Annotated in this window: 23 protein-coding genes; 8 read left to right on the top strand and 15 right to left on the bottom strand. The window is 70.7% G+C overall.

All coding sequences use genetic code 11. From position 1 onward, the window contains the following. Positions 1–41 precede the first annotated feature (41 nt). From ACZ5KW_RS06185 to glyA, 8 genes are all read right to left on the bottom strand, one after another. Entirely contained in the window at positions 42–1,763 is a 1,722-nt protein-coding gene (locus tag ACZ5KW_RS06185) for an aldehyde ferredoxin oxidoreductase family protein (RefSeq protein WP_343775262.1), read from the bottom strand. A 75-nt stretch (positions 1,764–1,838) separates the two neighbouring features. Next, positions 1,839–2,258 carry a universal stress protein gene (locus ACZ5KW_RS06180; RefSeq protein ID WP_343775265.1) on the bottom strand — a complete coding sequence of 140 codons (420 nt, stop codon included), beginning with the start codon at positions 2,256–2,258 and terminating at the stop codon, positions 1,839–1,841. Positions 2,259–2,361: 103 nt separating this feature from the next. Further along, on the bottom strand, positions 2,362–3,531 hold the full coding sequence (locus ACZ5KW_RS06175; RefSeq protein WP_343775268.1) for an inorganic phosphate transporter: 1,170 nt from the start codon (positions 3,529–3,531) through the stop codon (positions 2,362–2,364). A 140-nt stretch (positions 3,532–3,671) separates the two neighbouring features. Next, a complete protein-coding gene (locus ACZ5KW_RS06170) occupies positions 3,672–4,214 on the bottom strand; it encodes a metallophosphoesterase (RefSeq protein ID WP_343775271.1) in 543 nt (180 codons plus the stop codon). Between the two features lie 66 nt (positions 4,215–4,280). Then, positions 4,281–5,282 (bottom strand): ornithine cyclodeaminase family protein, encoded by a 1,002-nt coding sequence (locus ACZ5KW_RS06165; protein WP_343775274.1) that lies wholly within the window; start codon positions 5,280–5,282, stop codon positions 4,281–4,283. A gap of 91 nt (positions 5,283–5,373) precedes the next feature. After that, on the bottom strand, positions 5,374–5,586 hold the full coding sequence (locus ACZ5KW_RS06160) for a DUF8015 family protein (protein WP_343775277.1): 213 nt from the start codon (positions 5,584–5,586) through the stop codon (positions 5,374–5,376). 215 nt (positions 5,587–5,801) lie between these two features. Beyond that, complete coding sequence (locus ACZ5KW_RS06155; protein ID WP_343775280.1) at positions 5,802–6,212, bottom strand: DUF3054 domain-containing protein; 411 nt, start codon at positions 6,210–6,212, stop codon at positions 5,802–5,804. A gap of 101 nt (positions 6,213–6,313) precedes the next feature. Then, positions 6,314–7,561 carry a serine hydroxymethyltransferase gene (gene glyA, locus ACZ5KW_RS06150; RefSeq protein ID WP_343775282.1) on the bottom strand — a complete coding sequence of 416 codons (1,248 nt, stop codon included), beginning with the start codon at positions 7,559–7,561 and terminating at the stop codon, positions 6,314–6,316. Between the two features lie 265 nt (positions 7,562–7,826). Here glyA and tbsP point away from each other — a divergent pair, with 265 nt between their 5' ends. The 5 genes from tbsP (at position 7,827) to ACZ5KW_RS06125 (ending at position 13,223) form a co-directional block, all read left to right on the top strand. Further along, positions 7,827–8,654, top strand: coding sequence for a transcriptional regulator TbsP (gene tbsP, locus ACZ5KW_RS06145; protein ID WP_343775285.1), 828 nt, complete (start codon positions 7,827–7,829; stop codon positions 8,652–8,654). A 235-nt stretch (positions 8,655–8,889) separates the two neighbouring features. After that, positions 8,890–10,581: a YcaO-like family protein gene (locus ACZ5KW_RS06140; protein ID WP_343775288.1), complete on the top strand. Its 1,692-nt coding sequence runs from the start codon at positions 8,890–8,892 to the stop codon at positions 10,579–10,581. A 99-nt stretch (positions 10,582–10,680) separates the two neighbouring features. Continuing rightward, the gene (locus ACZ5KW_RS06135) at positions 10,681–11,019 is read left to right on the top strand and encodes a cupin domain-containing protein (RefSeq protein ID WP_343775290.1); all 339 of its coding nucleotides are present in this window, start codon (positions 10,681–10,683) and stop codon (positions 11,017–11,019) included. A gap of 135 nt (positions 11,020–11,154) precedes the next feature. Then, positions 11,155–12,432, top strand: coding sequence for an aminotransferase class V-fold PLP-dependent enzyme (locus tag ACZ5KW_RS06130; RefSeq protein ID WP_343775293.1), 1,278 nt, complete (start codon positions 11,155–11,157; stop codon positions 12,430–12,432). A 224-nt stretch (positions 12,433–12,656) separates the two neighbouring features. After that, positions 12,657–13,223 carry a response regulator gene (locus ACZ5KW_RS06125; RefSeq protein WP_343775296.1) on the top strand — a complete coding sequence of 189 codons (567 nt, stop codon included), beginning with the start codon at positions 12,657–12,659 and terminating at the stop codon, positions 13,221–13,223. 111 nt (positions 13,224–13,334) lie between these two features. Here the strand turns inward: ACZ5KW_RS06125 and ACZ5KW_RS06120 are convergent, their stop codons facing one another. Further along, on the bottom strand, positions 13,335–13,496 hold the full coding sequence (locus tag ACZ5KW_RS06120) for a DUF7331 family protein (RefSeq protein WP_343775298.1): 162 nt from the start codon (positions 13,494–13,496) through the stop codon (positions 13,335–13,337). Between the two features lie 113 nt (positions 13,497–13,609). Between ACZ5KW_RS06120 and ACZ5KW_RS06115 the strand changes: the two genes are divergently transcribed. From ACZ5KW_RS06115 to ACZ5KW_RS06105, 3 genes are all read left to right on the top strand, one after another. Further along, positions 13,610–14,713: an NADH:flavin oxidoreductase/NADH oxidase gene (locus ACZ5KW_RS06115; protein WP_343775300.1), complete on the top strand. Its 1,104-nt coding sequence runs from the start codon at positions 13,610–13,612 to the stop codon at positions 14,711–14,713. Positions 14,714–14,808: 95 nt separating this feature from the next. Further along, on the top strand, positions 14,809–16,089 hold the full coding sequence (locus ACZ5KW_RS06110) for a GNAT family N-acetyltransferase (RefSeq protein WP_343775303.1): 1,281 nt from the start codon (positions 14,809–14,811) through the stop codon (positions 16,087–16,089). A 78-nt stretch (positions 16,090–16,167) separates the two neighbouring features. Further along, on the top strand, positions 16,168–17,052 hold the full coding sequence (locus ACZ5KW_RS06105) for a DUF7547 family protein (protein ID WP_343775306.1): 885 nt from the start codon (positions 16,168–16,170) through the stop codon (positions 17,050–17,052). A gap of 9 nt (positions 17,053–17,061) precedes the next feature. On the opposite strand, the gene ACZ5KW_RS06100 is transcribed toward ACZ5KW_RS06105, so the two are convergent. The 6 genes from ACZ5KW_RS06100 to ACZ5KW_RS06075 all read right to left on the bottom strand — a co-directional run bounded on the left by ACZ5KW_RS06100 (position 17,062) and on the right by ACZ5KW_RS06075 (position 22,750). Beyond that, entirely contained in the window at positions 17,062–17,811 is a 750-nt protein-coding gene (locus ACZ5KW_RS06100; RefSeq protein ID WP_343775309.1) for a sugar phosphate isomerase/epimerase family protein, read from the bottom strand. A gap of 44 nt (positions 17,812–17,855) precedes the next feature. Next, the gene (locus ACZ5KW_RS06095; protein ID WP_343775311.1) at positions 17,856–18,929 is read right to left on the bottom strand and encodes a methionine synthase; all 1,074 of its coding nucleotides are present in this window, start codon (positions 18,927–18,929) and stop codon (positions 17,856–17,858) included. Beyond that, the gene (locus ACZ5KW_RS06090; RefSeq protein WP_343775313.1) at positions 18,929–19,945 is read right to left on the bottom strand and encodes a 5-methyltetrahydropteroyltriglutamate--homocysteine methyltransferase; all 1,017 of its coding nucleotides are present in this window, start codon (positions 19,943–19,945) and stop codon (positions 18,929–18,931) included. The genes ACZ5KW_RS06095 and ACZ5KW_RS06090 overlap by 1 nt, the downstream gene beginning before the upstream one ends. A 78-nt stretch (positions 19,946–20,023) precedes the next feature. Beyond that, complete coding sequence (locus ACZ5KW_RS06085; protein WP_343775315.1) at positions 20,024–20,647, bottom strand: HemK2/MTQ2 family protein methyltransferase; 624 nt, start codon at positions 20,645–20,647, stop codon at positions 20,024–20,026. Then, on the bottom strand, positions 20,644–21,849 hold the full coding sequence (locus tag ACZ5KW_RS06080; RefSeq protein ID WP_343775317.1) for a mechanosensitive ion channel family protein: 1,206 nt from the start codon (positions 21,847–21,849) through the stop codon (positions 20,644–20,646). Before ACZ5KW_RS06080 ends, ACZ5KW_RS06085 begins: the two co-directional genes overlap by 4 nt. A 1-nt stretch (position 21,850) precedes the next feature. Further along, complete coding sequence (locus ACZ5KW_RS06075) at positions 21,851–22,750, bottom strand: 16S ribosomal RNA methyltransferase A (protein ID WP_343775320.1); 900 nt, start codon at positions 22,748–22,750, stop codon at positions 21,851–21,853. Between the last annotated feature and the right edge of the window lies 1 nt (position 22,751).

Below are 22,751 nucleotides of genomic sequence, written 5' to 3'. Positions count from 1 at the left end.
GTCCCCGGCGGGCGGGCGATCGGCGCGTCCCCGGCGGGCGGTCAGTCGTCGGCCGTCGCCTGCCCCGCCGCGTCGAGACCGTCGCCGTGGTCGGGGACGGTGCCGTCGTCGTTCCAGCCGCGGATCGCGTAGTACTCCGAGAGCGCCGCGTCGAACCCCTCGATCGCCTCCGCGTACGGGAGGGTGTCGTCCGAGCGGTCGAAGCCGCGGGCGTTGTTGAACGCGCGCTCCAACTCGACGATCCGGGCGCCGAGCGACTGGAGGTCGTCGTAATGGGCGTCGAGGAGGGCGGCGAGGCGGTCGTCGGTGACGGTCCCCCGCGAGAACTTGCAGACGACCGCCGAGTCGAGGACCGCGTTGCGGTTCTCCTTTTCGACCAGCTTCGGCGGCTTCCCGTCGAGTCCCGTCGGGTCGAGGGCGTCGTCGGGGTCGACGAGCGGGTACTCGTAGGGGTAAAACTCCCCGTACATGTGGTCCGCGCCGCGGTTCGCGGTCGCGAACGCGAGGCCCTGGCCGTTGAGCGCGCGGCCGTCGTGGCCGGAGAACTCCATCCCCTTCACCGTCCAGTCCTCGGCGCCGAACTCCTCGCTGGCGCGGTGAACGCCCTCCGCGAGCTTGTCGCCGACCCCCTCGCGGTAGGCGATCTGCTCGACGAGCGAGCGGACGAGCCCCGCGTTGCCGAACTCGTCTTCGCTCTCTAGGAACATCGAGACGACGTCGCCACAGGAGATGGTGTCCATCCCGAGCTCGTCGCACAGCTCGTTCGCGCGCATCACGTCGACCACGTCGTCGACGCCCGCGTTCGAGCCGAACGCCATCACCGTCTCGAACTCCGGCCCCTCCGTCTCGACGCCCGTCTCCTCGTCGCGGGTCGGGAGCTTACAGGCGAACGCGCAGCTCGAACAGGTCCCCTTCTTGTACTTCTTCTCCTCGACCCGGTCGCCGGAGATGCCCTCGACGCCCTCGAAGGAGGTCTCGGCGAAGTAGTACGACGGGAGCGCGTCCACCTCGTTGGCGAGCTCCGTCACGCTCGTCGTCCCCTGCCGTTTCATTATCGAGTCGGAGGTGGCTGCCTCGCGGTGGACCTCGCCCGCCTCGTCGGGCCAGTCGACGTCGACACCGGCGTCCGCCTCGCCGTCGAAGGTCAGCGCCTTCACGCCCTTCGACCCGAGGACGGCGCCCAGCCCGCCGCGCCCGAACGCCCGCGTGTCGGAGGTCATGACCGACGCGAACCGCACCTCGTTCTCGCCCGCGGGACCGACGCAGGCGACGTGTTCCGGTTCGAGGTCGTGGCTCTCGGCGAAGCGGTCGGAGACGGCCGACACCTCGGCCTGTTCGAGGTCGGGCACCTCCTCGAAGGTCACGTCGGGCTCGCCGTCCTGACCGACCTCGCGGACGTGGACCGCGAGCAGCTCGTCGCTCGCGCCGACCAGCTCGACCGCGGCGTACCCCGCGCCCGTGAAGTTCCGCGAGAGGAACCCGCCCGCGTTCGACGACAGCAGGCCGTTCGTGAGCGGCGAGAGGCCCGTGGCGGCCATCCGACCGGTGTAGGAGGTCGCCGAGTACTGCATCGGCCCGGTCGAGAGGTAGAGCCGGTTCTCCGGGCCGAGCGGGTCGGCGTCGAACGGGATCCGGTCGTACGCGAGCGACGTGTTGAGCCCGCGACCGCCGAGGAACGACGCGAGCCGGTCGCCGATCGGCGTCGTCGACGCGGTCCGCTCCGTCAGGTCGATCGTGAGGAGCGGCCCCTGTGCGTGTCTCATGGGCGTACGGAGCGAGCGCGCGGCGATAAAACTCGGGGTGAGATCGCGGTCGACGTGGCCGCGGGCGACGGCGGCCTACCTGACCACCGTCACCGGCGCCGCCGATCGCCGAACGATCTTCTCCGCGACGTTGCCGACGAGCAGCCGGTCGGCGAGGCTGCCGCCGTGGCTTCCGACGACGACCGCGTCGAAGTCGTCGGTCATGTTCAGCACCGCTCGGGCGGGGTGACCGACCCGAACGACCGTCTCGATCTCGCGGTCGGACTCGGCCGCGATCTCGCGAGCGCGGTCGAACAGGTCGCTCGCCGCTTCTTGCGCGGCGGCTTGCGGATCGTCGGCGAGCGCGATCCCGGTCGCACGACCCATCATCGATGACGGCTCACCGACGACGTGGAGTACGGTGATCGCGGCGTCCCGGTGTACCTCGAGCGCGTACCGGAGCGCCCGCTCCGCCATCTCCGAGCCGTCCATCGGGACCAGCACGCTAGAGATCATACGATATCTACGCGTCAGGCGAGTATGAAACCAGGTGGTCGGTGATTCTGTGGTGTCCCGAGCACGTTCCGAGATGGTAGCGTAGGGATGTCGGCGACGAGAATCAACCGACGAACGGCACGAAGAGGAAGAACCCGTACGAGAGCAGCAAGGCCACCGACGGGCCGATTATCCACATCGAGACGTACTTCAGGATCGCTCGCGGGTTGAACAGGTTACCGGCGTTGAGCGCCGCTTCCGACTCCGGTTGGCCGATGGGATTCGTCGTGTCGCCGTTCGAGGCGGTGATCGCGCCCGTCGATATCTCCGCGTCCGAGCGGCCCGTCACCACGTCGCTGACCCTGACGGGACGCGTGGCCCGCCCCCATCCGAGCCCGACGATCGTCATCACCATCGCCATCACGAGGCTTATCGGGATTCCCGCGTACGAGAGCGCGGTCGTGATCGTGGCGGCGGTCGTCATCACGATGAGCGCGGCCAACAGCGGAATGTCGCTCAGTTCCGTTCCGACCGACTCCATCGTCCGACGCGCGATCGTGAACCCGCCGACTCCGATCGCGACGGTCGCGAGAGCGATCGCGTTCACTTCGCCGACCGCGCCGCTGCTCACGAGCGGTGCGACCGCGTTCGGAACGTTGCTCGCGCCGGCACTGAACGCCATATAACAGCCGATGGTCAACACGAGCGCCGTAGTGGCGAACTCCCGTCGGTCCGTGTTCGGTCCGTACGCGGGACGCGGGACCGGACCGCTTCGGTCGAGGACCAGAAGCGGTCCGTCGGAGACTCTGATCGAATACCGTCGGTCGAGCTCGGGATAGACGTAGCGCCCGATCACCGCGCCGATCCATAGTCCGATGATCGGGGTGACGATCCACCACGAGACGATCGAGCCGATGGTTTCGTAATTGAGCGTTTCGGTTGCGAGCCCGAGTCCGGCGATAGACGCGACCGTCGTCATCGAGGTCGGGACGGGGACGCCGAAGACGTTCGCGATGAGGATGCCGAGACCGATGAAAAACAGCACGCCGACCCCGGCTTCGAGCGTTATCGGGATCGTGATGATGTCTCCCGCGAGCGTGTCCATGACGTTTCGTCCGACCGTGATCCCGCCGAGAAACACGAAGAACGTCATCAACGCGGCGGCCGCGGTCTTCGAGAGGATGCGCGCGCCGACCGCCGGTCCCCACGCGATGCCGGTCGACGACCCGCCGATATTGAATCCGACGAACAACGACGCTGCGACGCCCGCAAAAAGGACGAGACCGATAGCCATGGTCGGTAATCACCGGTAGTAGGAATAAGCACACCGATGCGACCGTAATAATATGAATAAGTTATGACGCGCCGCCGCGCGGTACGCCGCTCGTGAAACGTTCGACCCGGTCTACGAGGCGGCCCCGGGTCGAACCGCGTTCAGCCGTCGAGGAGGTGGTGTGTCACCGCCTCGGCCCCGGACGCGGCGGTGTCGAGCGTCGCGACCCGGAAGGAGTCGTCGGCGCCCTCGACCGGGATCGGGAGCCCGCCCGGGTTCACGCGGACGGTCCCGTCGCGCGCCTCGACGCCGTGGGCGTGGGTGTGGCCGTGGAACACGTAGTCGTAGTCGCCGCAGTCGACGAGCGCGTCGACGAGCATCTCGCTCGTCCCGTGCGTGACCGCGACGTCGACCCTGTCGGTCCCGGTCGCCTCGCTCCCCGCCACGCCGTCGAACGAGAGGTGACCGGCCTCCCCGTGGTAGGTGCCGAACGAGTCGACGGTCGACTCGACCGCCCACTCGCCGTCGTTGTTCCCGCGGACGGCGTGGAACGCGAAGCCGGCGTCGAACGGCGTCACGGAGAAGGGCGCGACGAAGTCGCCGCAGTGGACGACGGCGTCGACGCCCTCGCGCTCGAACAGCGAGACGGCAGCCTCGACGGCGGCCAGGTCGTCGTGGGTGTCGGAGACGATGCCGATCAGCATACCCGTCGGGACGGGAGCGGGCCACTTCAACCTGCGCTCGGAGGCGCGTGGCGCGCGGCCCGCCGCCTACTCCCCGGTCAGCGCCTCGCTCGCGGGGGCGAAGTCGATGGTTTTCCCCCGGCCCGCGTCGGCGGCGCGCTCGTAGAGCATGTGCGCGGCCGCGACCGTCTCGATCCCCGTCCCCCCGGAGTCGAAGACGGTCACCTCGTCGTCGCCCGTCCGACCGGGGTGGTCGCCCGCGACGACCTCCCCCAGATCGGCCGTTATGCCCGTCTCCTCGTCGACGAGGCCCGCGTCGACCGCGGCGATGAACGAGCCGGCGTCCTGCGTCGCCCGCGCCCGGAGGTCGGGGACGTACGTGGCCCGCGCGACGAGCTCCGGAGGCAATTCGTTCTTCGTCGGATCGTACTGCCCCATCGCGGTGACGTGCGTCCCGGGCCCGACGTCGGCGTCGGCGATCACGGGGTCGCTCGCGGTCGTCGCCGTGATAACCACGTCCGCGTCGTCGAGGGCGTCAGTCGCGCTCGCGACCGCCGACACGTCGGCCGCGAGCCGGCCGTCGAACGACGCCGCGAACGCCTCGCGGTTCTCGGCGGTCGGCGAGAAGACGCGGACCGACTCGAACTCGCGGACGGTCGCGGTCGTCGCCAACTGGCCGCGCGCCTGCGCGCCGCTGCCGATCACGGCGAGTTCGGTCGCGTCGTCGCGGGCGAGCGCATCCACCGCGACCGCGCCCGCGGCGCCCGTCTTGAACGGGTTCATCGACGCGCCGTCGAGCAGCGCGAGCGGTTCGCCGGAGTCGGCGTCGAAAAGCGGCGTCATGAACCACGCGTCCTCCGCGCCGAAGCCGGCCGAGTAGGCGTACCCGCCCATCGCGCCCGTCTCCGGGAGGACGGCGGCGTAGTTGGTGAACATCCCCGGCGGGTCGCGGTTGAGCAGCTTCGTCCGCGGCTCGGCGGGCGCGCCCTCGCCGATCTGGCGGTAGGCGTCGCGCACGGCGGCTACGTAGTCCGCCGGCACCGCGAGGTCGTCGACGTCGGCGCTCGATAGGAACAGGGCGTCGGTCATACCCGGCCCCTCGGGGCGCGGGGACTAAACGGTACAGGACGCGGCGGTCGGTGCGGGAGACACCGCGCCGGCCCGTCGCGCGACCCGATCGTCAGTCGGCGGCGCTTCCGCCCGACCGCTCCGCGGGCGCGCCGTCGGTGACTGGAGTTCGGACGAACATCGCGTGAGCCGTCACCGCGGCCGCGGCGACGGCGCCGACGGGAAGCGCCGCGGACGGCGACAGTCCGATCAGGGTGAGGAGGCCGGTCACACCGATCAGCGCCGCCGGGATGAGCCCGAGGACGTAGTCGTAGTATCCAGTCATGTGTGCGTTGAATACTAGTGGAAATTCGATATTAAATCTTTCTCTGGGTTCGGCGTGATCACTTGCGATAGGACAGCAATAGTACCCATAACTTATGAGCGGATCACCGTCCCCGGAGACGGTCGAGCGGAGCGGACGCGAACGGAGTGGAGCGGTCGAGCGAGTGGCGGAGGAAAGACGGCGCGGCTTCGAAACGGGAACGAGAACGCGAAGCGCTACCGGACGCGGAAGTACAGGGCCCGCCAGCCGCCGAGCGCGACCGATCCCAACACGAGCATGACGGCCGCGAAGGCCAGCTCCGCGCCGCCGCGGAAGACGAACGCGCGGAGCCCGAGCCCGACGAGCGCGGCTGGGATCCACGACCGAACGACGAGCGGCACCGACGACTTGGCGGTCTCGACCGCGCCCGCGGAGTAGGCGCCGACGAGCGGCGCGACGGCGACCCACGCGATCAGGAAGGGCGCGAACACGCCGGGGAGGTACAGCGGATTGGCGGTCAGGAACTCGACGGTCTGATGGTTGAGCGTCCCGACGGTCAGGAGGACCACCAACGCGATCAGGTCGCCGACGACCAGCGGGACGGCGCCGCGGTCGAGGCGGTTAGCGAGAAACGACGGAGCGTCCATACCGACCCGTGGGACCCGCCCCCACTTTTACGCACGGATCTGTCCCGCGGCACGGCAGGGGTGTCGATCGCGGCCGGCGAGAGCAGGGCCCCGTCAGGCGGTCACTCGTACAGCGGGTTCGCCTCGCAGAGTTCGACGACGCGCTCGCCGACCTCGTAGATGACGTCCTCGCTGTCGACGTCGTCGACGACGCGGAAGATCAGGTCGCCGACCTCCTCGATGTCGTCGGCGCCGAATCCGCGCGTGGTGAGCGCGGCGGTCCCGGCGCGGATCCCCGAGGGGTCGAACGGCGACCGCGTCTCGCCCGGCACCGTGTTCCCGTTGAGGACGATGTTCGCGGCCGCGAGCGCGTCCTCGGCGTCCCCGCCCGAGAGGTCGGGGTGCGAGTCGCGCAGGTCGGCGAGCACGAGGTGGTTGTCGGTCCCCCCGGAGACTAAGGAGAGCCCGTGGCCCTTGAGCGTCTCGGCGAGCACCTCGGCGTTGTCGACGACCTGCTGGGCGTACTCGTCGAACGCGGGGTCGAGCGCCTCCTTGAAGCCGACGGCCTTGCCGGCGACGTTGTGCATCAGCGGCCCGCCCTGCCCGCCGGGGAAGACGGCGCTGTCGATGTCGTCGGCGAACTCCTCGTCGCACATCACGATCCCGCCGCGGCCGGCGCGGATCGTCTTGTGGGTCGAGCCGGTGACGAAGTCGGCGACGCCGACCGGCGAGGGGTGGACGCCGGCGGCGACGAGCCCGGTGATGTGGGCGATGTCCGCGAGGTGGTACGCGTCGACGGCGTCGGCCGCGGCCTGAATGCGCTCCCACTCGACGGTGCGCGGGTACGCGGAGTAGCCCGAGACGATGATGTCGGGATCGAACGACTCGGCCGCCTCGTGGAGCCCCTCGTAGTCGATGTAGCCGGTCTCGGTGTCGACCTCGTACTGCTCGACCTCGTACATCTGCCCGGTGAAATTCGCGGGGTGGCCGTGCGAGAGGTGCCCGCCGTGGTTCAGCTCCAGCGAGAGGATCTTGTCGCCGGGCTCTAACACCGAGTAGTACACGGCCTGGTTCGCCTGCGTGCCCGAGTGCGGCTGGACGTTGACGTGGTCCGCGCCCCACAGCTCCTTCGCCCGCTCGATGGCCAGCTCCTCGACCTCGTCGGCGTACTCGCAGCCGGCGTAGTAGCGGGACCCCGGATAGCCCTCGGCGTACTTGTTGGTGAGGACGCTCCCCTGCGCCTCCAGTACCGCCTCGCTCACGTGGTTCTCGCTCGCGATCATCGCCAGCGTCTCCTCCTGTCTGTCGCGTTCGCCGGCCAGCGCGTCGGCGACCGCCGGGTCGACCTCCCGGACGTGCTCGTTGTCCATGTATGAACGCGGGTGCGATCGCGCATTAATCCTTCCGTCGCGGTCGAGAGCGGGATTCGCCGCGCTCGTTCGAGCCGCCGCCGTGACCGGGGAACCGGCGGTCAGGCCGCCCTCGCGGTCCCCGAATCGGAGCGCCCGCGATCCGATCAATCGGAGATGAGTCTGATCTCCGGTTTTCGGCGTCGTGAGGCCCCCTACGTAAGTTGTTGGATCTTCAAATCCCGTTAATATTAAATACGCAACTGGCTTTTATACCGAGAGACATATGGTGTCGAATTTACTCGCGGCCGACGTCGAGGCGGCGCTCGAAGCGGCGTTCGCCGGGGACGACGACGAGCTCCTCGTCGTCGACCCCTCGGCGGAGACGATCGTATCGCTGGTCGAGACCGCGGTCGGGCGCGACGAGCTGCCGGCGCTGTCGATGCTCGCCGACGAACGCACCCTCAAGGACGTGTTAGACGACTTCGTCGTCGCGTCCCGCGCCGCCGACCTCATCGCCGACGGCGACCTGGACCTCCGAGTGCTCGACGGCGCCGTGGACAACGCGCTGTTCGTCTCGCCGTCCCGCGTCGTCGCGCTCGTGAGCGCCGGGGACGGCGTCGCCGCGCTCTCGACCGACGACGGCGACTTCGTCGACGAGGTGTACGACAACCACCGGAGCGCGTTCGACGACGCGGAGCCGTACGCGCTCCGCACGCCGGCTATCAGCCGGGTCCGCGAGACGATGGAGGCCGAGATCGGCGACGAGGCACGCGCTGACTTCGACGCCGTCCTCGAGGCGGTCGAGCGGGGCCGCGACGACGGCGTCGACCTCGACGAGGTGACCGTCTCCCTGCTCGTCGCCGCGAAGAACGACGTGCTCCTCTACGACATCTCGAAGTGGGGCGAAGACGTCGGCATCGCGTCGAAGGCGACGTTCTCGCGGACCAAGACGCGCCTCGAAGACCTCGGGATCATCGACACCGAGAAGGTCCCCATCGACGTCGGCCGCCCGCGGCTCCGCCTGAAGCTGGGCGACGAGCGCCTCCGCGGCGTCGACGCCGAGGAACTGGCCGCCGCGGCCGCCGAGATGATGGCCGCGACCCCGGCCTGACCCCGCGGCCGGCTGACTCCGCGGCCCGCCTGAATCCGCCCCGTCGTTCGCGCTGCGCCGCCGCGTCTGCCGCCGCCCGCTCTCTCTCACTGCTCTCTCCGTTGTTCGCTTCCTCGCGGTCGCCGCGTTCCCGTCGGTCGTGACCGCCGCGTTTCGCCCGCCGCGGCCAGACCGGAGGCGTCTGCGCGCGTCGCGGACCCGCGGCTTTTTTTCAGCGCCTCGCGTCGACTGTGGCATGGACATCGGACTTGTCGGCGACGGCCCCGCGGTCGAGGCGGCCGCGGCGGCGCTCGACGACGTCGAGGTGAACGCGATGCCAGTCGAGGCCGACCTCCTCGACGGGTTCGACCTGGCGGTGGTCGTCGACACCGCCGGGTCGGCGGCGTTCGCGACCGCGAACGAGCTGCTCGACCGGTGGGTCGCCGTCGAGGTCGGCGGACTCGGCGGCGTCCCCCTCGAGGACCTCGACGCCGCGGTGACGGTGTTCGACGACGCCTGTCACGACTGCCTGCGCGCTCGCGTCGAGAGCGGCGACCCCGATCCGGTCGACGCGCCGACGGGGCGCCGGTCGGCGGTGCGCTACGCCGGCGCGCTGGCCGGGCGACGGGCGATCCGGCTCCTCGCCGGCGACGCGGTGGCGGACACCGTCGTCGAGGTGCCGGGCGGAGAGCGGACGCTGCTGCCCGTGCCGGGGTGCGGCTGCGGTGCGGATCCGGGCGACGCGCTCCCGCGCGAGCACGTCGAGCGAGGGCTCGACGACGCGATCGGCCGCGCGGAGCGCGCCGTCGACCCCCGTCTCGGCGCGCTGAGCGAGGTCGGCGAACAGGAGTCGTTCCCGGTGCCGTACTACGTGGCTCGGATCGCGGACACGACGCCGTTCTCGGACGCCGACGCGGCCGACTTCGGCGGGGGCGCCGCCGCGGGCTGGGACGCCGCGTTCATGAAGGCGCTCGGCGAGGGGTTAGAGCGGTACGCCGCCGGCGTCTACCGGGCGGCGTCGTTCACGCGCGCACCGGCGTCGAACGTCCCGAGCCCGGTGACGCCGGAGGCGTTCGTCCGCCCCGACGGCGCCGAGGCGTACGACCGCGACGACCGGCTGCCGTGGGTCCGCGGCGAGCGCCTCGCGACGGGCGAGCCGGCGAGCCTCCCGGCGGAGTTCGTCCACTTCCCGCCGCCGGAGCGCCGGTACCGGCCGCCGATCACCACCGGGCTCGGGCTCGGGAGCTCCGGGCCCGACGCCGCGCTCTCGGGGCTGTACGAGACCGTCGAGCGCGACGCGACGATGACGAGCTGGTACTCCACGACGGAGCCGCTCGGCCTGGACGTCGACGACCCGGGGTTCGCCGAGTTGGAGAAGCGGGCGCGGGCGGAGTCGCTGTCGGTGACGCCGCTGCTCGTCACGACCGACGTGGACGTGCCCGTCGTCGCGGTCGCGGTCGAGCGCGAGGGGGACTGGCCGCGGTTCGCCGCGGGGTCGGGCGCCGACCTCGACCCGGCGGCCGCGGCCCGGAGCGCCCTCGCCGAGGCGCTCCAGAACTGGACCGAACTCCGCTCGATGGGCCGAGAGACGGCCGACGAGCAGGGCGCGGCGATCGGCCACCACGCGGACCGGCCGAGCGAGACGGCGGCGTTCTTCGACCCGGACGCGACCGTCTCGACGGAGGGGGTCGGCGAGCCGGACCTGTCCGGGGAGGCGGAGCTCGACGCCGTCGTCGACCGCGTCGAGCGCGTCGGCCTCGACCCGTACGTCGCGCGAGTGACCACGCGCGACCTCGCGACGCTGGGCTTCGAGGCGGTGCGCGTGCTCGTGCCCGGCGCACAGCCGCTTTTCACCGGCGACCCGTTCTTCGGCGACCGCGCCAGCGAGGTGCCGCGGTCGATGGGGTTCGAGCCCGCGCTCGACCGGCCGTACCACCCGTTCCCCTGAGTCGGGCGGGTCCGAGCGGGGAGACCTCGCAACGCCGCGTCCACGTTCCGGACTGCCCGCTCCCGCGGATTTAGGTGTCTCCGGGTCGGCGGAGGTCGTATGGACGTCGTACCGGACGCGGACGCGGAGTCGGCCGAGGCGGTCGACGGCGTGTTCCTCACGCAGGGGGCCGTCGGCGAGGAGACGAGCATCCAGCGGTTCGAGATCGAACCGGGCGAGACGGTGCCCGAACACGACCACCCGCACGAGCAGATCGGGACCATCACCGAAGGCGCGGTGACGTTCGTCGTCGACGGCGAAGAGCGGGTCGTCGAGGCGGGCGACACCTACGTGATCCCGGGCGACGAGCCCCACGCGGCGGCGAACCGCGGCGACGAGACGGCCGTCGGCTACGACATCTTCTCGCCGCCGCGGGCGAACCCGGACTGGCAGGAGTAGCGGGGCGGCCGGACCCGAACCGAAGGTGCGAGCGGGGCGATCGAGGAACCGTCGTCGCGGGCCGCGTCCGTCCGCGACACGGGCAAGACGTACCGGACCGAAGGTGTGTTAGTGCTCGGGGCCCGATAGCCTGTAATGGGAGTCCAAGAACAGTACCCGTTCGACGTGGAAGCGCTCCGCGCCGACTTCCCGATCCTCGATCGGAAGGTCGGCGGGGACCCGGAGACGCCGGGCGAAGGCGCGGACGACGACACGCCGCTCGTCTACCTCGACAACGCCGCGACCTCGCACACGCCCGACCCGGTCGTCGACGCGATTTCGGACTACTACCGCGGTTACAACGCCAACGTTCACCGCGGGATCCACCAGCTGAGCCAGGAGGCGTCGGTCGCCTACGAGGAGGCCCACGACACGGTCGCCGACTTCATCGGCGCCGAGGGGCGCGAGGAGATCGTCTTCACGAAGAACACGACGGAGGCGATGAACCTCGTGGCCTACGCCTGGGGGCTCGAAGAGCTCGGCCCCGGCGACAACGTCGTCCTCTCGGAGATGGAACACCACGCGTCGCTCGTCACCTGGCAGCAGATCGGCAAGCGGACGGGCGCCGACGTGCGCTTCATCGACGTCACCGACGAGGGGCGACTCGACATGGACGACGCCGCGACGCTCATCGACGACGACACGGAGATGGTGTCGGTCGTCCACGTCTCGAACACGCTCGGCACTGTGAACCCGATCGGCGAACTGGCCGACATGGCGCACGACCGCGACGCGCTGATCTTCGCCGACGCCGCGCAGTCGGTCCCGACGCGACCGGTCGACGTCGAGGACCTCGGCGTCGACTTCCTCGCCTTCTCCGGCCACAAGATGTGCGGGCCGACCGGGATCGGCGCCCTGTACGGCCGAGAGGAGGTCTTAGACGACATGCAGCCGTACCTCTACGGCGGCGACATGATCCGGCGGGTCTCCTTCGAGGACTCCACGTGGGAGGACCTCCCGTGGAAGTTCGAGGCCGGAACGCCCTCGATCGCACAGGGGATCGCCTTCGCGGCCGCGGTCGAGTACCTCGAGGAGATCGGCATGGACCGGGTCGAAGCGCACGAGGACCTGCTGACGGCGTACGCCTACGACGAGCTCGAGGCGCTCGGCGGGGTCGAGATCTACGGGCCGCCGGGCGACGACCGCGGCGGGCTCGTCGCGTTCAACGTCGACGGCGTCCACGCGCACGACCTCTCCAGCATCCTCAACGACTACGGCGTCGCGATCCGCGCCGGCGACCACTGTACGCAGCCGCTCCACGACGAACTGGGTATCGCCGCCTCCGCGCGGGCCTCGTTTTACGTCTACAACACCGTCGAGGAGGTCGACGCGCTCGTCGACGCCGTCCGCGAAGCGCGCGACCTGTTCGCGTAGGCGGCCTCGCGGCGTCCGCGCGAGGCCGATGCGCGCCGTCGCAAAAATATCCGATTCACGTCTTGCGATCGCTCGGTAGTATTACCCGACAATCGTCGTCTTGAGGCGTGAGAACGGTGATCGCGGAATTATTATGTTCGGCCCGCGCAAATAACGGACGAAGAATAATCACAGCGCCTGTCGCCCGTCGTCTCTCGTCGAGCCGTCGCCGCTGTACGCCACGAATGACCGATTCAACCCAACGGCCTGACCCAGCCCCCGACGACACCGCAGCCGACCGCTCCGAGACGCCCGACGAGGAGCCGATCACCGTGCTCCTCGTCGAGCCCAACCCCGGCTGTGCCGAGCTCTTCGCGGCGTTCGCGGCGCGGGCCGACGGACGGTTTCGGGTGAACGCAGTCGAGCGGCTGCCGGACGCGCTCGACGCGGTCGCGGCCGGTGTCGAGCGAGGCGACGAGTGGGTCGCGGTCGACTGCGTCGTCGCCGAACACCGGCTCCAGCAGGGGTCGGGCGTCGAGCTCGCGGCGCGGCTCCGAGAGCGGGGCGACGACGTCCCGGTCGTGTTCCACACGACGTGTCCGAGCGACGACGCGGAGGCGGCGGCCTTCGAGGCCGGGGCGGACGCGTACTTCGAGAAGGGCGCCGGGCGCGGGCGCTACGTCGCGCTGCTCGATCGCGTGCGGTCGCTCGTCGAGGAGCGCGGGGTCCGCGATCGGCGCCCGAGGTCGGAGGTCGCCGCGCGGCCCGACGCGCTCGGAAGGACGGGAGCGGCGCTCCGTTCGGAGGAGTGACGACGGGACGGCGCGCGGAGCCGCGAAGGCGACACGGCGCGCGGAGCCGCGAAGGCTACGCGTCGCTCGGAGAGTGACGGCAGAGGGGTCAGTCGTGGCCCGGTCGGCGAGTTACCGTTCGAGGTCGACCGTGAGGTCGGTCGCGATCCACGCGTCGGTGTTGCCCTGTTCCGCGAAGACGGTCCGCTCTTGAGAACAGCGGGTCGCGGCGACGGTCGGCCGTTCGTCGGCCGCCGGTTCGGCGTCCCGCTCGATCCGGTCTCCCGTTGTCATTACCGGTCCGTCAGGGGCCGGTGGTGTTATAGATTTCGGTCGGCCTAAACCAGCGGCGGCGATCCGGGCAGGGGATCGGAGGGCCTTACGTCGCGGCGGTCGTTCGGCGAGCCGTGACCGATACACTGTTCACGCCGCTTACGCTGCGCGACACGGAGTTCCGAAACCGCGTAATGCTCTCGCCCATGTGCCAGTACTCCGCGGACGACGGGCTGGCGAACGACTGGCATCAGGTCCACCTCGGCGCTCGGGCCGCGGGAGGCGCCGGCGTCGTCATCACGGAAGCGACCGCCGTCGAGCCCCGCGGCCGGATCACGCCCGACTGTCTCGGTATCTGGTCCGACGAGCACGCCGAGGCGCTCGAGCCGGTCGTCGACTTCGTCGCGTCGCAGGGCGCGACGCCGGGGATCCAGCTGGCTCACGCCGGGCGGAAGGCGTCCCACCACCCGCCGGCCGAGGGCAGCGGTCCGATTCCGGCGGACCGCAAGCGGGGCTGGGAGACCGTCTCCGCGACCGACGAACCGTACCCGAGCGGCGACCGGAGCGAGTCGGGGGATCCGGCCGCGACCCGTCGACTGGACGCCGAGGGGATCGACGAGGTGATCGCCGCGTTCGCGGCCGCCGCGGAGCGCGCACGCGACGTCGGCTTCGAGGTCGCGGAGGTCCACGCCGCCCACGGCTACCTGCTCCACCAGTTTCTCTCGCCGGTCACCAACGACCGCGACGACGCCTACGGCGGGAACTTCGAGAACCGCGCCCGTCTCCTGCGGGAGGTCGTCGAGGCCGTCCGCGAGGTCTGGCCCGACGGCAAGCCCGTCTTCGTCCGCATCTCCGCGACGGACTGGCTCCCCGACCGCGACTCGTGGGACGTCGACGACTCGGTGCGGCTGGCCCCGCTCCTCGCCGAGGCCGGCGCCGACCTGATCGACGTCTCCGGCGGCGGGATCCACCCCGACCAGCAGCTCCCGAGCGCCGGCCCGGGCTACCAGGTGCCGTACGCCGAGGCGATTCGCGAGGGGGCCGACGTGCCCGTCGCCGCCGTCGGCGGAATCACGGAGCCGACCCACGCCGACGCCCTCGTCAGGAACGAGCGCGCCGACCTCGTCGCGCTCGGTCGAGAGATGCTCCGGCACCCCCACTGGCCGCTGGAGGCCGCCCACGAGCTCGACGCGGACGTCGAGTGGCCCGTCCAGTACCGCCGCGGGCAGTTCGAGTGAACGGCTCGGTCATCCCGTCCGCCGTCGCCCCGACCGCGTGAGAACCCCACGCAGGCGCCGGGAAGACTTATCGGGCTCGCCGGTGGCGACCGCGTATGGACGGTCTCGACTACCGACCCTTCCCGGAGGAGCGCGACGACGAGTTCAGCGCGTTCATGCGGTACGCCTTCTCGCCCGAGGACGGGCCCTACGACCCCGAAGCCGACGACGACGACCGCGAACACCTCGCCGAGTACCGCGGGCTCTTCGACGGGGACGACCCCGTCGCGGTGTGTGGGCACCACGACTTCACGCTCCGCGTTCGGGGCCGCGACCGCGACGCGGCCGGCCTCTCGGCGGTCGCCTCCCCGCCCGAACACCGGCGGCAGGGGCACATCGCTCGTCTCCTCAGCGAGTCGCTGACCGAGTACCGGGAAGACGGGGTGTCCCTCTCGGTGCTGTGGCCCTTCGAACACGCCTTCTACCGACGGTACGGCTGGGGGACCGTGAGCCGGTTCCGGTGGCTGAAGGCGCCGCCCGAGCAGTTGGCGTTCGCGGCCGCCGGAGCGGACGCTCCGGGCGGTAATTCCGGTGAGGCGGGCCACTTCCGACGGCTCGACGCCGACGACCACGACGCGGCCGCCGAACTGCTGGCCGCGACCGCCGAGCGCTACGACTTCACGATGGCGCGGACCGAGGCGTGGTGGCGCGAGCGGACCCTCCGCGGGTGGAAGACCGACCCGTTCGTCTACGGCTTCGAGCGCGACGGCGTGCTCCGCGCGCTGCTGTCGTACACGTTCGAGGAGCGCGACGACGGCGACGGGACGGAGATGGTCGTCTCCGACGCCGCGGTCGCCGACCCCGCCGAGTGGGACCAGATCTTCCGTTTCTGCCGGGACCACGACTCGCAGGTCGAACGCGTCCGGCTCCGACTCCCCGTCGACGTGAGCGTCCTCGACCGCGTCGAGGACCCGCGCGCGGTGACCGAGGAGGTCCGAGCCGGCCCCATGTTCCGGCTCGTGGACGCCGCCGACGCGCTCGCCGAGTTGGCGCCCGACCCCGATCTCGACGCCGCGTTCACGCTCGCGGTCGAGGACCCGCTCGTCGACTGGCACGACCGACCGATCCGGGTCGAGGTCGCGGACGGCGAGGTCGACGCCGAGCGCGTGGACGCTGCCGACGCCGACACCGGCGGCGACGAACGGCAGGACCCCACCGACGCCGACGTGACCGCGGACATCGACGCGCTCTCGCAGCTGTACGCCGGGTATCGAAGCGTCGGCGAGCTCCGCGCGAACGCCGCGCTCGACGTCGACGCCGCGGCCGCCGAGACGCTCGCGGCCGACCTCGCGGCCCTCTTCCCGCCGCGGCGGACGTTCCTCCGAGAAGGGTTCTGAGCGGTCGCCGGGAGGCGGCGGTCGGTCGGAGGCGGGGCGCTGCCGGGCTTTTTACGCGCTCGCGCCGTAGCGGGCGGTATGAGTTCCCGCGACCGACGCGACGACGACCTCGAGGAGCGGCTCGACGAGCTCGAGGACGTGCTCGGCGAGCTTCGCGCCGACCTCCGAGAGACCGAACGCGACCGCCGCGGTCCCCCGCGGCCGCCCCGTCTCTCGGAGCTGGTCCGGTTCACCGAACAGTACACGATCCCGACGATCATCGCCCTGCTGGAGACGACGATCAAGTCCCTCGAACTGCTTCGGGGGACCCTCCGGCTCGCCGACCCCGGCCGGAGCGTCGCCGAGGGGGCAGAGGGCGCGGGGGACCGCCTCTCTGAGGTCCGGGACGGTGCGACCGCCGGCCTCTCGCGATCGCTCTCGGAGCTCCGGACCGCGCTGTCGGAGGCCGACCTCCCCGAGGAGGCCGCCTCGCGCTCGATCATCGCCGACGCCCGCGACCTCACCGCGGAGATCGAGTCCCGCATCGACGAGGGGCGTCGAGAGGCGGACGCGGCGCGAGACCGCCGCTCGGGGACGGAGCGGAGCGCGGACCGGGACGGCGGAAAGCGACGAGACGCGGCGCAGTCGACCGAGGACGGCGCGAGCCCGGTCCGGATCGACGTGACCGAACCCGGCGAGGACGCCGACGCGGAGTCGCCGGACGCCGACGGCGACGCCGAGACCGACGCCCCGGAGGTCGACGTCGAGTCCGAGTTGGAGTCGATAAAGAAACAGATGGACGACGACCGGACGGCGGCCGCGGACGCGGCGGACGCGGCGGAGGAGGCGCCGGCAGACGCCGATCCGGCAGCGGACGAGGACGCGACTGCGGCCAGTCAGGACGGCACGGACGACACCGAAGCGGACAGTTCGGACGACACGGACCACGCCGACGACGAACACCGCGACGACCCGGCGAACTGATCGGCGGCGTCAGAAGGACGCGCCGAAGCGGTCGGAGACGCGCTCGGCGGAGTCGCGGAGCAGCGTCGCGTCGTCGGTGAAGACTTCCAGCGCGACGGTGCCGTCGAAGTCGGCGAGTTCGGACGCGACGAGGTCGTAGTCGACCTCGCCGGCCCCGATCGGAACGTGCGTGTCGCCGCGGCGCCGCACGTCGTGACAGTGGAGGTGCGAGACGCGGTCGCCGTGGTCCCGGAGGAACCGCCCGATCGCCTTGTTGCCGCCCTCCATGTACGCGTGGCCGACGTCGAAACAGACCGGCGTGTCGGTCTCGCGCGCCATCTCGCCGAGGACGGAGAGCTGGAGCCCGGCGTGTTGGTGGCCGACGTTCTCGACGACGACCTCGACCCCGGCTTCGCGGCCGGCGTCGGCGACGCGTCGAAGCTGGTCGGCCGCCGTCTCCCGGAAGTCCACGTCGTCGCGGTCGGCGGAGGTGGCGTGGAGGACCGCCTTCTCCGCGCCGAGGTCCCCGGCCGCTTCCAGGAGCCGGCGCTGGTAGTCGACGATGGCGTCGTTCACCTCGGGGACGTATGTCGCCAGCCGCTGGCTGTACGGGAGGTGGACGAGCAGGTCGCGGCCGGCGAGCGCGTCGGTCAGTCGTCGGGGATCGATCTCGCCCGGGACGAGCGTCGGCTCGCCGACGCCGAGTTCACAGAAGTCGAACCGCGTCGACGACGCCGCTAAGCGGTCGAGGTCGTCGCCGACCGTGAGGCCGAGGTCCATGTCGGCAGTGCGGTCGGCGCGCGCTTATAAATGGCGTCGCCGCCTCAGTCGTCGGCGAGCGGGTTATCGAGGTCGATCTCGCCGGCGTCGATCTCGGCTTCGACCTCGCGGACCGCGGTCACCATGTTCTCCATCTTCCCGTACGCGATGTCGCGGGGGAGCAGCTTCAGCCCGCAGTCGGGCGAGATCGTGAGCTTCTCCGGCGGGACGACGCGCAGGCCCTGTCGGATGTTCTCTTTGATATCCTCGACGGGCTCGATCTCCGCGGTGTGCGCGTCGACGACGCCGAGCGCGAGGTCGGGCTCGAACTCGGGGTCGGTGAACGTGGGTATCTGCTCGAAGTCGCCGTTCGAGAGCTCCACGTCGAACTCGTCGATGGGGTAGTCGTTGATCTCGGGGTACACCCGCGAATAATCGCCGTAACAGACGTGGAGGCCGATCCGGACGTCCTCGTCGATGCCCGAGACGATGCGTTCGAGCGCCTCGCCGACGATGGCGTGGTCCTCCGGCGTCGTCGCCAGCGCGGGCTCGTCGATCTGGATGTAGCGCGCGCCGGCCTCGACCAGCTTCTCGACCTCCTCGTTGACCAGGTCCGCGAGGTCGTAGACGAGCTCCTCGGTGGAGGGGTACGCCTCGTTGAACGCCCAGAAGCCGAGGGTGTACGGCCCCGTGATCGGGACCTTCACCGGGCGCTCGGCGACCGACGAGGTGAATTCGAACTCGTCGACGAGCCACGGTTCGTCGTACTCGACCTCCTCGACCACGCTCGGCTTGTCGAAGTAGTTGTGGCCCCACACCTTCACGGGCCCGTTGAACTCGTAGCCGTCGATGCGGTCGGCGAAGAACTCCACCATCTCGTTGCGGCGCATCTCGCCGTCGACGACCGTGTCGAGCCCGGCGCGCTCGTGTTCGTGGGTGATGAGCCGACAGGCGTCGTCGTGGGCCTCTTCGAGGTCCGACTCGTCGAACTTCGAGTCGGGGTCGTCGACGAGCTCGTCCGCGCGGTTCAGCCACTTCGGCTTCGGGTACGAGCCGACGACGGTCGTCAGCAGGAACGCGTCGTTCGGGTGGTCGTGCGGGCGGAACTGGTCGCGGTTCGCGTCTGGGTTTCGGACCATCAGTCGAGCACCTCCGCGGCGGCGGCGAGCGCGTTCAGCTTCGCGCGGTACTTGTTTTCGGGCAGGTAGAACAGCTCGGTGTTCGGCGTGAGGTAGGTCCGGTCGAAGCCCTCCAACGGGATCTGCGACTCGAACCACTCGACGCGCTCGGCGACCGTCTCCGGCTCCTCGACGAGCGTGTTCTGTCCGTCGACGAGACCGAGCGAGAGCGAGTCGGTCGAGCCGAACTCCTGAACGTTGTAGACGGTGTCGTCGCGGTCGCCGGCGACCAGGTCGAGGCCGAGCGCGTCCGCTCCGGCCTCGTCGACGAGGTGGGCGTACAGCTTCTCGCCGAGCGCGCCGTAGAACGTCTGGACGACCACGTCGGCGTCGGTGGCGTCGGCGACCGTCGCGATGGCGTCCGTCGCGGTCGACTCGTCGCCCTCGGCGGGCGGGTTCGTGACGAGCGAGGGCTCCAAGAGGAACAGCGTCTCGTGGGACGGGAACGCCTCGACCTCGCCGGCGAGGAACTCCGCGACCGCCGCCTGGAACTCGGCCGCGTCGCCGTAGTGGTCGTCCGTCGCGAGGTCGGCGAGCGAGTACGGGCCGGGGAGCGTCGCCGCGAGCGACGCGTCCGCGGCGCCGTCGGCGTCCGCGAGCAGGTCGGCCGCGTCGGACAGTTCACCGGCCACGTCGCCCGAGAAGCCGAGGTCGTCGACGACGCGCGGGTCGCGGTAGAAGTTGTTGTTATCGTAGTATCGGACGATTCCACCGGTCTCGACGGCGTCGCTGACGGTTAAGGGGTGTGCGATCATGTCGTCCCAGCGACCCTGCCCCTCGGATATCAGGTCGAGGCCGGCGTCGAGTTGGTGGCCGACGTACGCCTCGCGCACCTCGTCGTACTCCGCGACGATCGCCGCGCTCTCGTCGCCGCTCAGGAGGTCACCCTTCTGGTGGCCCTTCAGGTCGGAGAGCGTCTCTTTCGCTCCGTCCGGGAGCGGGTACAACCCCGGCGTGGCCGCGACTCGTTCGGTCATTACCCGTGGTTCGATATACCGCCGTATAATATTTGCTAATGCGGATTATGTCCGGAGGTAATTCGGCTGCGGTCCGGGCTACGCCCGCCGCAGCGCCAGCACGGTGAGCGTCTCGAAGGGGAACGACTCCTCGACGACCGGCTCGGCCGCGAATCCGGCGTCCGCCACCAGCTCCAGCACCTCGTCGTACCCGGTGAGCGAGGAGACGAGCAGGAGGACGACCCCGTCGGGCGCCAGGACGCGCCCGACGTCGTCGAGGAACGGATCGATGAGTTCGCGGCCGGACTCGCCGCCCGAGAGCGCGTGCTCCATCCAGTCGTCCCACTCGTTGTCCGGGTCCGTCGGGAGGTACGGCGGGTTGAAACACACCGTGTCGAACGCGTCCGCTCGGAACGGGGAGAGCAGGTCCGCGACGATCCCCTCGACGCCGCGCTCGCGGGCCTGGCGCGCCGCGTGCGGGTTGAGGTCGCTGCCGACGGTGTCGAGCCCCCGCTCGTCGGCGATCCGTCGGGCGACCCATCCCGAACCCGTGCCGACCTCCAGCACGCGACCGTGCGCCTCCGCGACGGCCGCCTCGGCGAGCAGACCGGAGTCCTCGGCGGGCTGGTAGACGACGGCGTCGTCGAGGCCGCGTCGCTCCGCGAGGCCGTCCGCCGACTCCCCGTCGTCAGACTCCCCGTCGTCCGGCTCGGCGTCGTTCATCGGTCCGACCCCTCGGCGTCGTCCGCGGTCGAACCGGACTCCGCCCCCGACTCGCCGGTCGCGTCCTGTCCCTCCCCGTCACCGCGGGAACCGCCACGCTTCGCGGCCCGGTCCTCCACGGAGGCGTCGAGCCGCGGCCCGGAGGCGTCGTCCGTGCGGGCGGAGAGCGTCTGCTGCGGGAACGGGATGACGATCCCGTCGTCTTCGAGCGCGCGCTTCATGGCGCTCATCGCGGCCGTCTGGGTCCGCCAGCGCTTGCGCATGCTGGGGTTGCGGATCCAGTAGCGGAGCCCCAACACGACCGCCGAATCGTCGAAGCGCTTCGTCACGGCGTTCGGCTCGGGCATCTCGCCCACGTCGTCGAGGCCGGCGACCGCCTCCTCGACGACCGCGATCGCGCGGTCGACGTCGGTCTCGTAGTCGATCCCGACCTCGACTTCGATCCGCAGGCGGTTCCGCCGGGAGCGGTCGACGATCGAGCCCGAACGGACGGTGTCGTTCGGCATCGTGATCACCTCGCCGTCGAACGAGCGGAGCCGTGTACTCATGATCGATATCTCGGTGACCGTTCCCTCGTGGTCGCCGATCTCGACCCAGTCGCCGACCTCGAACGGTCGGGAGAACATCAGCACGAAGCCGGCCAACACCGCGCCGAGCGTCTGTCTCGCCGCCATGCCGACCACGATCCCGAGGAACCCCGCGCCGACGAGGAGGCTCCCGACGTTGTCGGTGAACAGCCCGACGACCGCGATCAGCGCCGACGTGTACACCGTCAGCTGCGTGAGCCGGAGGATGACCTCCTGCTGGTGGTCGGAGATCGACGCGCTCTCCGCGCCGATCTCGCGGATGAGACCGCCGAGGAAGTCGGTGAGCGCGTAGGCGGTCGCGAGGAGGATCACGCTCAACACGACGTTCGACAGCTGGTCGGCGCTCAACGCCGACTGGGCGGTCTCGAGGAGGGCGCCGCTCCGGTCCCACACCGCGATCAGCGCGATCGCGCCGAGCGCGGTGGCGACCCCGACGGCCGCCGACAGGAGCAACCGCTGCGTGGAGGAGAGGTCATCGTCGCGTCGCTTCAGCCACCGGGTGAGGTATCGCACCGCCAGCACGGTGACGACGACGGCCACCGAGGCGGCGAACCGCTGGAGGTTGCTCGTGAGGGCGCGCTGGAGCTCCGTCACGAGGCCGATCCAGCCGGTCATCTCACACCTCCGTCGGCGACCCGTGCTCGCGGGCCAACTCTGCCAGCGCGGCGAACGCCGGGGGGTCTAGCGTTCCGGGGCGACGCCCGAGTAGGTCCTCGTCGGCCGCGTCGACGACCGCCTCAGGCTCGTCGAGGCCGGAGATGTGTCCGGTGTTCCGCACCGCGTTCCGGACCGTCTTGCGACGCTGGGTGAAAAGCGCCTTCACGAACCGGAGGAAGAACGCCTCGTCGCCGACGACGTAGTCGGGGTCGCGGGGGGTACACCGCACCACCGCGCTCTCGACCGCCGGCTGGGGGTCGAACGCCTCCTTCGGGACGCGCTCGACGATCTCCACGTCGGCGTAGTGTTGCGCCGACACCGAGAGCCGGCCGTACTCCGATTCGCCGGCCGACGCGACCATGCGCTCGGCGAACTCGGCCTGGAACATCAACACGAGCGGCTTCTTCTCGGGGAGCAGTCGGAACGCGATCTCGGAGGAGACGCCGTACGGGAGGTTGGCGACGCAGGCGGTGAACGGCGGGAGGTCGACGTCGAGCGCGTCGCCCTCGACCACGTCGAGGAGCCCCGCGTCCAGCGCCGTCGCGAACTCCTCGCGGAGGAAGTCGGCGAAGTCGCGGTCGCGCTCGACGACGGTGACGCGGCCGGGATCGGGCCCCGCGTCGGCGGTTACCGCCGCCAGCAGGCGGTCAGTGAGGGCGCCCGCGCCGCCGCCGATCTCCAGCAGGTGACCGGCGTCGGCGTCGTCCGGGAGGTAGCCGGGGATGCGGTCGAGGACCCGGTCGTCGACGAGGAAGTGCTGGTCGCGGTCGGGGTCCGCGCGCGTGCCGGCCCGCCTGGCGAGCGCGTCGGGGTCGCGCCGCCCGTACGCGGCGCCCTCACCCGTCGATGAGTCGGTCATG

The sequence above is a fragment of the Halorubrum ejinorense genome (assembly GCF_055389685.1).
The sequence above is the reverse complement of the archived record's forward strand: the minus strand, read 5'-3'. Positions and strand labels throughout refer to the sequence as shown.

What these genes read in the sequence shown, in the direction of transcription:
- ACZ5KW_RS06155 (WP_343775280.1), bottom strand. Translation starts at nt 6,212, where the DNA reads ATGGACGCTCCGTCGTTTCTCGCTAACCGCCTCGACCGCGGCGCCGTC.
- glyA (WP_343775282.1), bottom strand. Translation starts at nt 7,561, where the DNA reads ATGGACAACGAGCACGTCCGGGAGGTCGACCCGGCGGTCGCCGACGCG.
- ACZ5KW_RS06120 (WP_343775298.1), bottom strand. Translation starts at nt 13,496, where the DNA reads ATGACAACGGGAGACCGGATCGAGCGGGACGCCGAACCGGCGGCCGAC.
- ACZ5KW_RS06175 (WP_343775268.1), bottom strand. Translation starts at nt 3,531, where the DNA reads ATGGCTATCGGTCTCGTCCTTTTTGCGGGCGTCGCAGCGTCGTTGTTC.
- ACZ5KW_RS06165 (WP_343775274.1), bottom strand. Translation starts at nt 5,282, where the DNA reads ATGACCGACGCCCTGTTCCTATCGAGCGCCGACGTCGACGACCTCGCG.
- ACZ5KW_RS06140 (WP_343775288.1), top strand. Translation starts at nt 8,890, where the DNA reads ATGGACATCGGACTTGTCGGCGACGGCCCCGCGGTCGAGGCGGCCGCG.
- ACZ5KW_RS06090 (WP_343775313.1), bottom strand. Translation starts at nt 19,945, where the DNA reads ATGACCGAACGAGTCGCGGCCACGCCGGGGTTGTACCCGCTCCCGGAC.
- ACZ5KW_RS06185 (WP_343775262.1), bottom strand. Translation starts at nt 1,763, where the DNA reads ATGAGACACGCACAGGGGCCGCTCCTCACGATCGACCTGACGGAGCGG.
- tbsP (WP_343775285.1), top strand. Translation starts at nt 7,827, where the DNA reads ATGGTGTCGAATTTACTCGCGGCCGACGTCGAGGCGGCGCTCGAAGCG.
- ACZ5KW_RS06080 (WP_343775317.1), bottom strand. Translation starts at nt 21,849, where the DNA reads ATGACCGGCTGGATCGGCCTCGTGACGGAGCTCCAGCGCGCCCTCACG.
- ACZ5KW_RS06105 (WP_343775306.1), top strand. Translation starts at nt 16,168, where the DNA reads ATGAGTTCCCGCGACCGACGCGACGACGACCTCGAGGAGCGGCTCGAC.
- ACZ5KW_RS06160 (WP_343775277.1), bottom strand. Translation starts at nt 5,586, where the DNA reads ATGACTGGATACTACGACTACGTCCTCGGGCTCATCCCGGCGGCGCTG.
- ACZ5KW_RS06100 (WP_343775309.1), bottom strand. Translation starts at nt 17,811, where the DNA reads ATGGACCTCGGCCTCACGGTCGGCGACGACCTCGACCGCTTAGCGGCG.
- ACZ5KW_RS06180 (WP_343775265.1), bottom strand. Translation starts at nt 2,258, where the DNA reads ATGATCTCTAGCGTGCTGGTCCCGATGGACGGCTCGGAGATGGCGGAG.
- ACZ5KW_RS06170 (WP_343775271.1), bottom strand. Translation starts at nt 4,214, where the DNA reads ATGCTGATCGGCATCGTCTCCGACACCCACGACGACCTGGCCGCCGTC.
- ACZ5KW_RS06135 (WP_343775290.1), top strand. Translation starts at nt 10,681, where the DNA reads ATGGACGTCGTACCGGACGCGGACGCGGAGTCGGCCGAGGCGGTCGAC.
- ACZ5KW_RS06095 (WP_343775311.1), bottom strand. Translation starts at nt 18,929, where the DNA reads ATGGTCCGAAACCCAGACGCGAACCGCGACCAGTTCCGCCCGCACGAC.
- ACZ5KW_RS06125 (WP_343775296.1), top strand. Translation starts at nt 12,657, where the DNA reads ATGACCGATTCAACCCAACGGCCTGACCCAGCCCCCGACGACACCGCA.
- ACZ5KW_RS06075 (WP_343775320.1), bottom strand. Translation starts at nt 22,750, where the DNA reads ATGACCGACTCATCGACGGGTGAGGGCGCCGCGTACGGGCGGCGCGAC.
- ACZ5KW_RS06085 (WP_343775315.1), bottom strand. Translation starts at nt 20,647, where the DNA reads ATGAACGACGCCGAGCCGGACGACGGGGAGTCTGACGACGGGGAGTCG.
- ACZ5KW_RS06130 (WP_343775293.1), top strand. Translation starts at nt 11,155, where the DNA reads ATGGGAGTCCAAGAACAGTACCCGTTCGACGTGGAAGCGCTCCGCGCC.
- ACZ5KW_RS06110 (WP_343775303.1), top strand. Translation starts at nt 14,809, where the DNA reads ATGGACGGTCTCGACTACCGACCCTTCCCGGAGGAGCGCGACGACGAG.